Source organism: Rathayibacter sp. VKM Ac-2759, assembly GCF_009834225.1.
GTDB lineage: Bacteria > Actinomycetota > Actinomycetes > Actinomycetales > Microbacteriaceae > Rathayibacter.
On the sequence record NZ_CP047176.1, the window covers coordinates 881,324 to 894,050 of the forward strand.

Genomic DNA, 12,727 nt, shown 5'->3' on the forward strand with positions numbered 1-12,727 from the left:
CGGTGACCCGCCCGCTGATCGAGGTCGACCCCGCTCCGGAGGCGGTCCTCATCGCCCTGCGCGCGGCGCTGGACGGGAGCGGACCGGCCGTGCGCATCGCCGCTCCCGGCGCACCGCCCGCGGAAAGCGGCACGGTCCCGCAGCGGGTCGCCGTCGTCGTCGAGACCTCCGGATCCTCCGGCCCGCCCAAGCGCGTCGCGCTCTCGACCTCGGCGCTGCTCACCAGCGCCTCCGCGGCGCTCGCCGAGCTGGGCGGACCCGGCCGCTGGCTCCTCTGCCTCCCGACGCACTACGTCGCCGGGGTGCAGGTGCTGGTGCGCTCGCTCACCGCCGACGCCGACCCGGTGCTGCTGCCGGCGGGCACCTTCGACGCCGCCGCGTTCTTCGACGCCGCCCGCACGATGCCCGCGGGGGAGCGCCGCTACTCCTCGCTCGTCCCCGTGCAGCTCGCCCGGCTGCTCGACCGGGCCGAGCAGGACGCGGACGACGCCGCGACCCTCCGCTCGTTCGACGCCCTGCTGATCGGCGGGCAGTCGACGCCGCAGGCACTCCGCGAGCGGGCGGCGGCGCTCGGTGCGCGCATCCGGCTCACCTACGGCTCGAGCGAGACCGCCGGCGGCTGCGTCTACGACGGCGTCCCGCTCCAGGGCGTGCAGGTGCGCGTCGACGACGGCCAGGTGCTCCTCGGCGGTCCGACTCTCGCCGTGGGCTACCTCGACTCCGACGGCGCTCTCGACGACGAGCGCAGCGCCCTCGCCTTCGTGACGGACGGCGGCCGGCGCTGGTATCGCACCGGCGACTCCGGAGTGCTCGTCGACGGCCGGCTGAGCGTCACCGGCCGCCTCGACCGCGTCCTCGTCTCGGGCGGCGAGAAGGTCTCGCTCGACGCCCTCGAGGCCGTGCTGCGCGAGGGGGGCCTCGCCGACGCGGTCGCCGTCCGCCGACCGGACGAGCGCTGGGGCGAGGTGCCGGTCGTGGTGACCGCGGAGGCGCCTCCCGCGCTCGCCGATCTGCGCGCGGCCGTCGTCGAGCGGCTCGGGCGGGCCGCGGCACCCGCGGCGATCGTCTCCGTGCCCGCGATCCCCCTGCTCGCGTCGGGCAAGCCCGACTGGCGGGCGCTCGAGCAGGCGGTCCTGGATTCCTGAGACACCTCGGCGTTCCTGAGACCGCTCGGCGTCCCTGAGACCGCTCGGCGTTCCTGGGACCGCCCGGCGTTCCTGAGACCGCTCGGCGTTCCTGAGACCGCTCGGTCCGCGCACGCCGCGGCCCCAGGCGCGGGAGAGGCCACTCGGTAGGATTCCCTCCGTGTCGAGTACGAGTCGCAAGAAGAAGCCGCGCAGCGGCCGCCCCGGCGGCAACCCCCGCAAGGTCGAGGTGAAGCCCGCCGGCGTGCGCGAATGGATCGGCGGAGCCCGGCTCAGGACCCTGCCGCTGGCGATCGCCCCCGTGCTGATCGGCACCGGAGCGACTCAGGTGACCGACGAGGGCTGGCACTGGGTGCGCGCCCTGCTCTGCCTCGCTGTCGCGCTCGCCCTGCAGATCGGCGTCAACTACGCCAACGACTACTCCGACGGCGTGCGCGGCACCGACGCGAACCGCGTCGGCCCGTCGCGGCTCACCGGCTCGGGCGCCGCGAGGCCCCGGACCGTGCTCACCGTGGCCCTGGTCTTCTTCGGCCTCGCCGGTCTGGCGGGGCTCGCGCTGACGATCCTCTCCGGATTCTGGTGGCTGCTGATCGTCGGCGCCGCCGCCATCGCCGCCGCCTGGTTCTACACGGGCGGTCGCCGGCCCTACGGCTACCTCGGCCTCGGCGAGGTCTTCGTGTTCGTGTTCTTCGGGCTGGTCGCCACGGTCGGCACGACGTTCGTGCAGATCGGCCGCACCAACCAGGAGTCGTGGCTCGGCGCGGTCGCCGCCGGCCTCTTCGCCTGCGCGGTCCTGATGGTCAACAACATCCGCGACATCCCGACCGACCGCCTGTCGGGCAAGCGGACGCTCGCCGTCCTCACCGGCCCGACCGTCTCGCGCGCGATCTACAGCGCATTCGTGCTGGTGCCGTTCGCGATCGCGGTCATCCTCGCGCTGTTCTACCCGCTCGCCTGGCTGACGCTCTTCGTCCTGCTGGCGATCCTCCCGGCGATCCTGATCACGCTGACGGCGCGCACGGCGAAGGAGCTGATCCTCGCCCTGCAGCTGACGAGCCTCGGCGGCCTCGCCTACGCCGCGATCCTGGGCGCGGCGCTGGCCTTCTGACGCCGGCCCTGCTGGTCGGGCCGCCGCCGCAGTGGTCGCCCGGTCAGCGCTCGTCGCGGGCGGCGTCGAGCGCGGCGTCCTCGATGTCGTCGTCGGTGGCCTTGCGCGGGACGTCCTTGCGGCGCTCGTAGATCGCCTCCGCGATGCGCTCGCGGGGCTTGCGCAGCACGATGTACGAGAGCGACATGCTCGCGACGGCCGCGACGATGCCCGCGGTGACGGCTGCGGTGAGCTCGGAGTCGAGGAACGTGCGGGACGGCAGGTACACCAGCACGAAGACGGCGGCGAACATCGCCAGACGCAGGAGCGAGTAGACGACGACCGCGCGGCTCAGTTTCACCGGATCAGTGTACGTCGGCCCCTGCACGCGGTCCCGAGTGCACCCCGGGAGCTCCCTGTCCAGCGCCCGTGCGCCCCGTTCTCGGGAGTGCGCCGGACGTACACTGAGTCCATGATCCGCCTCGTCATCGGCCTGCTCGTGGCCCTCGCCGTCTTCACGGTCTACTCCGTGATCGACGTCGCTCTGAGCAACCGGCGCGCGGTGCGGGCGATCCCGAAGTGGTCGTGGCTGATCGTGGTCCTCCTCCTGCCGCTGATCGGCGCCGGACTGTGGTTCTGGATCGGCCGTCCGCGCAAGCAGCACCCCGAGACCCGCCGCTTCACGGCCCCCGACGACGACCCCGACTTCCTCGGCACGCTCCGCCAGGAGCGCGACCCCGAGAAGGAGCGCGAGCAGGCCGAGCGCATCGCCCAGCTCGAGCGCGATCTCGCCGACCTCGACGAGCCGGGGGAGACCGACGGCTCCGGTCGCCGGGATGCCTGAGAGCCCCACGGTCGCCCCCTCCACCCGCTTCGCGGTCGACCTCCTCACCCGCTTCGTCGCGCTCGGAGTCACCGACGTCGTCGTCGCTCCCGGGTCGCGCTCGCAGGCGCTCGCCCTCGTCGCGGCCGAGCTCGAGACGCGCGGGAGCATCCGCCTGCACGTGCGGGTCGACGAGCGCTCGGCCGGGTTCCTCGCACTCGGGCTCGCGCTCGAGTCGGGCCGGCCGGCCGTCGTCGTGACCACCTCGGGCACGGCCACGGCCAACCTGCACCCCGCCGTCCTCGAGGCCGATGCCTCGGACGTGCCGCTGATCGTGCTGACCGCCGATCGGCCGGACGAGCTGCGCGGCATCCGCTCGAACCAGACCACCGATCAGCGCGAGCTGTTCGGGCGCGCCGTCCGCCTCTTCGAGGACGTCCCGGCGCCCGACCCCGACTCCCGCCCCGGCACCGCCTCCGCGCTGGCCGAGCGCGCCGTCGCCGCCGCGCTCCGACCCGGCGGGCCCGTGCACCTCAACCTCGCGTTCCGCGATCCGCTCTCGTCGCGACTCCCCGAGTTCGACGACCCGGAGCGTGGCGCGCTCGAGCCGTCCCCGGCGGAGCCGGAGTCGGCGACCGTCTGCGCGGGCCCCGACGAGCCGCTGACCGTCGTCATCGCCGGCGACAAGGCCGGGGCCGAGGCCGAGGCGATCGCCCGCGCGGGCGACTGGCCGCTGCTCGCCGAGGTCTCCTCCGGCGCCCGCTTCGGCCCGCAGCTCGTGGTCGCGTGGCGGCGGCTGCTCGCCGAGCCCGAGTTCGGCGGGCGGATCCGGCGCGCGATCGTCCTCGGTCATCCCACGCTCTCCCGCGAGGTGCCCGAGCTGCTGCGCCGCGACGACGTCGAGGTGATCGTGGTCGACCACGGCCGCCGCGAGTTCTACAACCCCGGCCGTCGCGCCCGCCGCGTCGGCGCCGTCGAGGTGTCCCGGGGCCCCGCATCGCCGCGCCCGGAGCGGGCGGAGCGCGCCTGGGCCGGGTCGTGGGTGTTCGCGAGCCGCGCCCTGCTCGAGGCGACCGATCCCGATGCGATCGACGAGGTCCCCGACGGCGGGACGATGTCGGTCGAGGACCGCCGCGGCTACGCCCGCAACGCGCTCGCCGCGGTGCGCGCACCCCTCACCCGAGAGTTCGTCGTCTCGGCGGTCTGGCGGGTCACCTGGCCGCACGACCGGCTGCTGTTCGGCGCCTCGCGCCTCATCCGCGTGGCCGACGCGACCCTCCCCGGCAAGAAGCTGACGGTGCACGCGAACCGCGGCCTCGCGGGCATCGACGGCACGGTCTCGACCGCGGTCGGCATCGCGACGGTGTCCCAGGCGACCGAGCGAGGCTCCGGAGGCGTGACCCGCGTGATCCTGGGCGACCTGACCCTGCTCCACGAGGCGGGCGGCCTGCTGCTCGCGCCCGGCGAGCGGCGCCCCCGCGTGCAGCTCGTCGTCGTGAACGACGGCGGCGGCACCATCTTCGACGGCCTCGAGGTCGCATCCAGCTCGGCGCCCGACGCCTTCGACCGCGTGCAGTTCACCCCGCAGTCCGTCGATCTCGAGTCGCTCGCGCGCGCCTACGGCTGGAGCCACCGGCGCGTCGAGACCCGCGGCGAGCTCGAGCAGGCGCTCACGTCTCCGGGAGACGGCCCCGGCATCGTCGAGATCCCGCTGAGCCGCTGACGGACCGCCCGAGGGCGACGGCGGGTCCCGACACGCCCCTGCGGGGCTGCTCGACCAGCGAGGTGGCGCTCAGGCGCCGGCGGCACCGCCCAGGGCGTCCAGCACCGGGCGGAACTTCATCCGCGTCTCGGCGAGCTCGGAGGCGGGGTCGCTGTCGGCGACGATGCCCGCTCCCGCCCACGCCGTCACCGCGCCGTCGCCGGTGATCTCGGCGCTGCGCAGGCCCACGGCCCACTCGCCGTCGCCGTTGCCGTCGATCCAGCCCACCGGACCGGCGTAGCGGCCGCGGTCGAAGGGCTCCAGCTCCTCGAGCAGCGCGAGCGCCCGGTCGGTGGGGGTGCCCGCGACGGCGGCGGTGGGGTGCAGAGCGTCGACGAGGTCGAGTGCGGTGGAGGAGTCGTCGAGGGTCCCGCGGACGTCGGTCGCGAGGTGCCAGACGTTGGGCAGCTCCAGCGTGAACGGCTCGTCGCTCACCGTCAGCGAGCGCGTGTGCGGCCGGAGCTCCCGGAGCAGGCTGGCGATGGCGAAGGCGTGCTCGGAGCGGTCCTTCGCGCTGTCGAGGAGCGCCTGCGCGATGCGCGCGTCCTCCGAGGGGTCCGCTCCCCGAGCGCTGGTACCCGCGAGCACGCGCGCGGTGATCGCGCCGTGGTCGACGCCGACGAGCGTCTCGGGGCTCGCGCCGACGAAGCCGTCGACCGCGAAGGTCCAGCAGTCGGCGTAGCGCTCCGCGAAGCCGCCGAGGAGGCGGCGGAGATCGGCGCCTTGGGGGAGCCGGCCCACGAGATCACGGGCGAGGACCACCTTCTCGAGCGACCCCGAGCGGATGGTGCTCACGGCCGACGCCACGGCGGCCCGGTAGGCGTCCGGGGTCATGGCACCCGGTTCGAGGCTCGCGCGGTACTCCTCGCCGAGCGCAGTCGCGGCGGGCGCCTCCGCGCGGGCGCCGCCTCCGCTCGTCGAGACCGTAGTGACCCAGGAGCGCCCGCCCCGGGTGCCGACGATCGTGCGCGGCACGATCAGCACGCTGCGCGCCGACGACCGGCTCGAGAACGCGAAGGCGCCGAAGGCGACGAGTCCGGTGCCGGGCAGCTCGAGCGGGTCGTCGATCACCGCGGAGGCGGACAGCGCGCGCCACGCGTCGGCCGCGTCGCGCAGGCGGTCGGGCCCCGAGAACTCGAGGCGCAGGGCCTCGCCGACGCCCGCGAGACCGGCCCCGCCGCGCTGCCAGAGCAGCGGTCGCCGCGGATCGACCCGGGAGACGAGCTCCACCGGGGAGTCCAGGGGCGTCGTGTCCACGTGGAGAGGAGGAGCCCCGGTGCCGATGAGCATCACTCCCTCAGGGTACGCCCGCGCCAGAAGTCGAGTCGTCCCACGCCCGGTCGCCTCGCGCTCGGGACGCCCGGTTAGCCTGATGCGGTCCGGGGCCGTCGGGCTAGGCGGAGCAGGACGGTCCCGGCACCTCCCGCTCCTGTGCCTTCCTCTCCCGTGCCTTCCTCTCCGGTGCCTCCCGCTCCCGTGCCTCCCTCTCTCTGCACAGGCGTGCGACCGGGGCGGATGCACAGCCGCCCCGCCGCCCGCCGCCCTAGACTCGATGATCGTGACTAAGGCAGACCTCACCAAGCGACCCGACGAGGTCGCAGCCATGTTCGACACGGTGGCGCCCGCTTACGACCTGACGAACACCGTGCTCTCGGTCGGCAACGACCACCTCTGGCGCATCGCCACCACGCGCGCCGTGAACCCGGCCGCCGGCGAGCGCATCCTCGACGTCGCCGCGGGCACGGGCACGTCGAGCGCCTCGCTCGCGCGCTCCGGTGCGAGCGTCGTCGCCGCCGACTTCTCGCGCGGGATGATCTCGGTCGGCCGCCGCCGTCACGCCGACGACGAGCGCATCGAGTTCGTGCACGCCGACGCGATGGACCTGCCGTTCGAGGACGACTCGTTCGACGCCGTCACCATCTCGTTCGGCCTCCGCAACGTCGCCGAGCCCACGACGGCGATCGCCGAGTTCTTCCGCGTCGTCAAGCCGGGCGGACGCGTCGTGATCTGCGAGTTCTCGACCCCGCCCGCGAAGCCCCTCGCCGCGGCCTACGACCTCTACCTCTCGAAGGTGATGCCGGCCGTCGTGCGGCTCGCCTCCTCCAACGACCCGGCCTACGACTACCTGGGCGAGTCGATCAGGGCCTGGCCCGACCAGAAGGTCGTCGCCTCCTGGCTCCGCGACGCCGGCTTCGAGCGCGTCGCGTACCGCAACCTCACCGCGGGGATCGTCGCCCTGCACCGCGGCGTCAAGCCGATCACCTCCGGCCGATGAACGCCGGGGGCCCCTCGGGGCGAGACGTTAGGGTTTCAGTGTGAACGCCAGTGCGCCCGTCGCCCGCCGCAGCCCGTCGCTGACGGCGCAGCTCGGCCTCTCCGAGCGCATCTTCTCCTCCGCCTCCGACCGCGCGCTCGCTCGCTCGATCGACGACGGGCTGGAGCGGGTCGAGGCCGGGATGGTCCACCAGCTCTCGTTCGCCGACGCGGTCGCCGACGTCTCGACGCGCTACCTCCTCGAAGCCGGCGGCAAGCGCGTGCGGCCGATGCTGACGCTGCTCACCGCGCAGCTGGGCCGGGGCAACACCCCCGAGGTCCTCAGCGCGGCGCAGGCGATCGAGATCACCCACCTCGGCTCCCTCTACCACGACGACGTGATGGACGAGGCCGAGAAGCGGCGCGGCGTGCCCTCGGCGCAGACCGTCTGGGGCAACAACGTCGCGATCCTCACGGGCGACCTGCTCTTCGCGCGCGCCAACCAGCTGATGACCGAGCTGGGGGAGCGGGCGATCCGCCTGCAGACCGACACGTTCGAGCGCCTCGTCCTCGGGCAGCTGCACGAGACCGTCGGCCCGAGCGCCGACGAGGATCCGGTCGAGCACTACCTCGGCGTGCTCGCCGACAAGACCGGCTCGCTGATCGCGGCCGCCGCCCGGACCGGCGTCGTCTTCTCGGAGGCGCCCGCGCCGTTCGAGGAGGCCGTCCGCGTCTTCGGCGAGAAGATCGGCGTCGCCTTCCAGATCGTCGACGACGTCATCGACCTCTCGCCGCAGCCGGAGGAGACCGGCAAGAACCCGGGCACCGACATCCGCGCCGGAGTGTCGACGCTGCCGATCCTGCGACTGCGCGAGCGCGCGTCCTCCGATCGGGCCGCCGCCGCCCTGCTCGCGCGGATCGAGAGCTACGTGAGCCGCACGCACGACGCGATCGCGCACACCGACGAGCAGAGCGCGGACATCACCGACGCCATCGCCCAGCTCCGCGATCACGACGTGACCGCCCAGACGCTCGCCGAGGCCCACCGCTGGGCCGACGAGGCCGTCGCCGCACTCGCTCCGCTGCCCGACGGCTCGGTCCGCAAGGCGCTCACGCGCTTCGCCGACACGGTCGTCGACCGCAACGGCTGACCCCGATCGTCGCGGCGCGCTCCAGCGCCGCAGTAATGAGACCGGAGGCGCCCGCGAGCGCCCCGGCAGGAGGAACGCAATGACCAAGCTCAGGCTGGCCATCGTCGGCGCGGGTCCCGCGGGCATCTACGCCGCCGACCTCATGATCAAGGCCGAGAAGAAGTTCGACGTCTCGATCGACCTGTTCGAGCAGCTCCCGGCGCCGTACGGGCTCGTGCGCTACGGAGTCGCCCCCGACCACCCGCGGATCAAGGGCATCATCACGGCCCTCCGCGAAGTGCTCGACCGCGGCGACATCCGGATCTTCGGCAACGTGCACTTCGGCACCGACATCACGCTCGAGGACCTCAAGCGGCACTACAACGCCGTGATCTTCTCGACCGGGGCGATCCGCGACGCGCCTCTCGAGATCCCGGGCGTCGAGCTCGAGGGCTCGTACGGCGCCGCCGACTTCGTCAGCTGGTTCGACGGCCACCCCGACGTGCCGCGCACCTGGCCGCTGGAGGCCGCCTCCGTCGCCGTGATCGGCAACGGGAACGTCGCGCTCGACGTGTCGCGGATGCTCGCGAAGCACGCCGACGACCTCCTGCCCACCGAGGTGCCGCCGAACGTGTACGAGGGCCTCAAGGTCTCGCCCGTCACCGATGTGCACGTCTTCGGACGCCGCGGACCCGCGCAGGTGAAGTTCACGCCGCTCGAGCTGCGCGAGCTCGGCGAGCTGCGCGACGTCGACATGATCGTCGCGGACGAGGACTTCGTGATGGACCCCGCCTCGCAGGCGGCCATCGAGACCAACAAGCAGGTCATGGTCATCAACCGGGTGCTCAACCAGTGGCGCACCCGCGAGGTCGGCGCCGCGTCGCGCCGCCTGCACCTGCACTTCTGGGCCAAGCCGCTCGAGTTCGTCGACGACGGCGAGGGGCGCGTGGCGGCGATCCGCTACGAGCGCACCGAGCCCGACGGCGAGGGCGGCGTGCGCGGCACGGGCGAGATCCGCGAGGTGCCGGTGCAGGCGGTCTACCGCGCCGTCGGCTACTTCGGCTCGCCGCTGGACGGCCTGCCGTTCGACGAGCGCCGCGGGGTGATCCCGAACCGCGAGGGCCAGGTCCTGGACGACGAGGACCAGCAGGTCCACGGCGTCTACGCGACGGGCTGGATCAAGCGCGGACCGGTCGGCCTGATCGGCCACACGAAGTCCGACGCGATGGAGACCGTGGCGCACGTGCTCAACGACCAGGCCTCCTGGTGGACGCCGGCGCACCCCGAGGAGTCGGCGATCGTCGCCCTCCTCGAGGAGCGCGAGATCGCCTACACCGACCTCGACGGCTGGCACCGCCTCGACGAGCACGAGATGGCGCTCGGTGCTCCCGAAGGCCGCGTGCGCGTCAAGGTCGTACCCCGCGAGGACATGATCGCGATCTCGCGGTCCGAGACCGTCCCGAGCTGACGCTGCCCGACCAGGGCCCTCCGGAGAGATCCGGGGGCCCTCCGTCGTTGCGCCGATGTCGGAGGGCTCCCGTACCATTCGGGCAACCACGAGGACGGGGACGACATGAGCACTCACGGTCCGCACGACGTCATCCGGGTGCGGGGCGCCCGGCAGAACAACCTGCGCGGAGTCGACGTCGACATCCCCAAGCGCCGCATCACGGTCTTCACCGGGGTCTCGGGCTCGGGCAAGTCGTCACTGGTCTTCGGCACGATCGCGGCCGAGTCGCAGCGGCTGATCAACGAGACCTACTCCGCGTTCCTCCAGCAGTTCATGGGCTCGCCGGCCCGCCCCGACGTCGAATCGCTCGACGGGCTGTCGGCGACGATCGTGGTCGATCAGGAGCGGATGGGCGCGAACGCCCGCTCGACGGTCGGCACCGCGACCGACGCGTACACGATGCTGCGCATCCTCTTCAGCCGGATCGGCGACCCGCACGTGGGCACCAGCGGCGCGTTCTCGTTCAACCTGCCCGAGGGGATGTGCCCGCGCTGCGAGGGCACGGGGCGCGTCTCCGACATCGATCTCGACGCCCTGTTCGACCGCTCGAAGTCGCTCGACGGCGGGGCGCTCGACGCGATCCCCAACTTCGTCGTCGGCGGCTGGTACTGGAAGAGCCTCGCCGAATCGGGGCTGTACCCCGCCGACGTGCCGATCGCCGACTTCACGCCCGAGCAGCTCGAGGACTTCCTCTACCGGCCGGCCACCAAGATGGCGATCGCGGGGATGAACCTCACCTACGAGGGCCTCGTGGTCAAGGTCACCCGGCTCTACCTGGCGAAGGAGGCGGCGCAGGCGCACATCCGCGCGTTCGCCGAGCGGGTCGCCACCTTCGCCGACTGCCCCGAGTGCGGGGGAGCGCGTCTGACGCGGGCCGCCCTCTCCTCCCTGATCGCCGGGCGGAACATCGCGGAGTGCTCGTCGATGCAGGCGACCGACCTCGCCGAGTGGCTCCGGACGGTCGACGACCCGTCGGTCGCTCCGATCGTCGACGCCCTGCTCGGCACGCTCGACTCGCTGGTGCAGGTCGGCCTCGGGTACCTCTCGCTCGACCGCGAGTCGGGCACGCTCTCGGGAGGCGAGGCGCAGCGGGTGAAGATGGTCCGGCACCTCGGCTCGAGCCTCACCGACATCACCTACGTCTTCGACGAGCCGACCGCGGGGCTGCACCCGCACGACGTGTCGCGGGTCGTCGAGCTGCTGCGCCGGCTCCGCGACAAGGGCAACACGGTGCTCGTCGTCGAGCACAAGCCCGAGATCATCCGGATGGCCGACCACGTCGTCGACCTGGGCCCCCGGGCCGGGGCGCACGGAGGCGAGATTCGCTTCGAGGGGTCCGTCGACGAGCTCCGCGGGTCGGACACCCTGACGGGGCGGCACCTCGAGCACCGGGTGCCGCTGAAGGCGACGGTCCGCTCCCCTCGCGGAGTCGCCGAGATCCGAGGTGCCGCGACCCACAACCTCCGCGGGGTCGACGTCGACGTGCCGCTCGGCGTGCTGGCCGTCGTGACGGGGGTCGCGGGGTCGGGCAAGTCGTCGCTCATCCACGGCTCGCTGGCGAAGCGCGAGGGCGTGATCGTCGCCGACCAGTCGCCCATCCGCGGCTCGCGGAGGAGCAATCCCGCCACGTACACGGGCGTGCTCGACGCCATCCGCTCCGCCTTCGCGAAGGCCAACGGGGTGAAGCCCGCGCTCTTCAGCGCCAACTCCGCCGGCGCCTGCCCGGTCTGCAAGGGCGCGGGGCTGATCTTCACCGAGCTCGGCCCCGCCGCGACGGTCTCGTCGGTCTGCGAGGAGTGCGAGGGCAAGCGCTTCACGGCCGAGGTGCTCGAGTACCGGCTCGACGGCAGGAACATCCACGAGGTGCTGTCGATGCCGATCCTCGAGGCGGCCGACTTCTTCGCCACGGGGCCGGCGCACACGATCCTCGCCCGCCTCGTCGACGTCGGGCTGGGGTACATCACCCTCGGGCAGCCGCTGAACACGCTCTCGGGCGGCGAGCGGCAGCGCCTCAAGCTCGCCATCAACATGGCGTCGAAGGGCTCGGTCTACATCCTCGACGAGCCGACGACCGGTCTGCACCTGGCCGACGTCGACAACCTGCTGGGCCTGCTCGACCGGCTGGTCGACTCCGGCAACTCGGTGATCGTGATCGAGCACCACCAGGCGCTGATGGCCCACGCCGACTGGATCATCGACGTCGGCCCCGGCGCGGGCCACGAGGGCGGCACGGTCGTCTTCGAGGGCACGCCGGCCGCACTCGTCGCCGACGCCGACACCCTCACGGCGAGGGCGCTGCGCGCGTACGCCGGCTGAGCCGGCGCCGAGGGAACCCGGCCGTCAGCGGGCGAACGGGCCCTTCAGGGCCGCCCACTGCAGCAGCATGATCGTCTTCGCGTCGACGATCTGCACGCCGATCTGGGCGAGCGCCTCGTCGAACGACAGCTCGACCAGCTCGGTGTCCTCGCCCTCGTGCTCGAGGCCCGCCCACGCGCCCTCGCCCGACCCCGCGCGGTAGCGGCCGGCGAAGAAGTGCAGCTTCTCGGTGATCGAGCCCGGGCTCATGTACGAGTCGAAGACGTGCTCGAGGCGGCCGACCTCGAGACCGGTCTCCTCCTCCGCCTCGCGGCGGGCGCCCTCCTCCGGGCCGTCCTCGTCGAGGAGCCCGGCCGGCACCTCGAGGAGCATGCCGTCGAGGTTGCCGTTGACGTAGGTCGGGTAGCGGAACTGGCGCACCAGGACGACGGTGCGCGCGTCGGGGTCGTAGAGCAGCACGGCAGCGCCGTTGCCGCGGTCGTAGGTCTCGCGGTGCTCGGTGGTCCAGCGGCCGTCGCGGTGCCGGTACTCGAACTCGGTGGTGCGGAGGATGTACCAGTGGCTCGAGAGCAGGGTCACCCGCTTCACCACCACGTCCGGGTTGCCGGTGAGGTCATACCCCTCGCGGTCGAGGCCGGTGCGGCCGCGGCGGTCAGGGGTGTCGAGTCCGGGGGCCGAGGTCGGCGCTGCGTGCGACATGC

General features: G+C 73.1%; 11 protein-coding genes. 8 read left to right on the top strand and 3 right to left on the bottom strand.

Annotated elements, in window-relative coordinates; translation table 11 throughout:
* The first annotated feature begins 2 nt into the window (after positions 1 to 2).
* A complete protein-coding gene (locus tag GSU68_RS04035) occupies positions 3 to 1,145 on the top strand; it encodes an AMP-binding protein (RefSeq protein ID WP_159905814.1) in 1,143 nt (380 codons plus the stop codon).
* Between the two features lie 229 nt (positions 1,146 to 1,374).
* Entirely contained in the window at positions 1,375 to 2,253 is an 879-nt protein-coding gene (locus GSU68_RS04040; protein ID WP_244259452.1) for a 1,4-dihydroxy-2-naphthoate polyprenyltransferase, read from the top strand.
* 43 nt (positions 2,254 to 2,296) lie between these two features.
* Here GSU68_RS04040 and GSU68_RS04045 read toward each other — a convergent pair whose 3' ends face one another.
* On the bottom strand, positions 2,297 to 2,593 hold the full coding sequence (locus tag GSU68_RS04045) for a DUF4229 domain-containing protein (protein WP_159905816.1): 297 nt from the start codon (positions 2,591 to 2,593) through the stop codon (positions 2,297 to 2,299).
* A 111-nt stretch (positions 2,594 to 2,704) separates the two neighbouring features.
* On the opposite strand from GSU68_RS04045, the gene GSU68_RS04050 reads away from it, so the two are divergent.
* Complete coding sequence (locus GSU68_RS04050; protein WP_159905817.1) at positions 2,705 to 3,076, top strand: PLDc N-terminal domain-containing protein; 372 nt, start codon at positions 2,705 to 2,707, stop codon at positions 3,074 to 3,076.
* Positions 3,069 to 4,778 (top strand): 2-succinyl-5-enolpyruvyl-6-hydroxy-3-cyclohexene-1-carboxylic-acid synthase, encoded by a 1,710-nt coding sequence (menD, locus tag GSU68_RS04055; protein ID WP_159905818.1) that lies wholly within the window; start codon positions 3,069 to 3,071, stop codon positions 4,776 to 4,778. Before GSU68_RS04050 ends, menD begins: the two co-directional genes overlap by 8 nt.
* A 69-nt stretch (positions 4,779 to 4,847) precedes the next feature.
* Here the strand turns inward: menD and GSU68_RS04060 are convergent, their stop codons facing one another.
* Positions 4,848 to 6,107 (bottom strand): isochorismate synthase, encoded by a 1,260-nt coding sequence (locus GSU68_RS04060; protein ID WP_159910116.1) that lies wholly within the window; start codon positions 6,105 to 6,107, stop codon positions 4,848 to 4,850.
* 268 nt (positions 6,108 to 6,375) lie between these two features.
* Here GSU68_RS04060 and GSU68_RS04065 point away from each other — a divergent pair, with 268 nt between their 5' ends.
* The 4 genes from GSU68_RS04065 (at position 6,376) to GSU68_RS04080 (ending at position 12,026) form a co-directional block, all read left to right on the top strand.
* Entirely contained in the window at positions 6,376 to 7,092 is a 717-nt protein-coding gene (locus GSU68_RS04065) for a demethylmenaquinone methyltransferase (protein ID WP_244259384.1), read from the top strand.
* Positions 7,093 to 7,132: 40 nt separating this feature from the next.
* A complete protein-coding gene (locus tag GSU68_RS04070; RefSeq protein WP_159905820.1) occupies positions 7,133 to 8,221 on the top strand; it encodes a polyprenyl synthetase family protein in 1,089 nt (362 codons plus the stop codon).
* A 79-nt stretch (positions 8,222 to 8,300) separates the two neighbouring features.
* Positions 8,301 to 9,668: an FAD-dependent oxidoreductase gene (locus GSU68_RS04075; protein ID WP_159905821.1), complete on the top strand. Its 1,368-nt coding sequence runs from the start codon at positions 8,301 to 8,303 to the stop codon at positions 9,666 to 9,668.
* Between the two features lie 105 nt (positions 9,669 to 9,773).
* Positions 9,774 to 12,026, top strand: coding sequence for an excinuclease ABC subunit UvrA (locus GSU68_RS04080; RefSeq protein ID WP_159905822.1), 2,253 nt, complete (start codon positions 9,774 to 9,776; stop codon positions 12,024 to 12,026).
* Positions 12,027 to 12,050: 24 nt separating this feature from the next.
* Here the strand turns inward: GSU68_RS04080 and GSU68_RS04085 are convergent, their stop codons facing one another.
* Positions 12,051 to 12,725 carry an NUDIX domain-containing protein gene (locus tag GSU68_RS04085; RefSeq protein ID WP_159905823.1) on the bottom strand — a complete coding sequence of 225 codons (675 nt, stop codon included), beginning with the start codon at positions 12,723 to 12,725 and terminating at the stop codon, positions 12,051 to 12,053.
* Between the last annotated feature and the right edge of the window lie 2 nt (positions 12,726 to 12,727).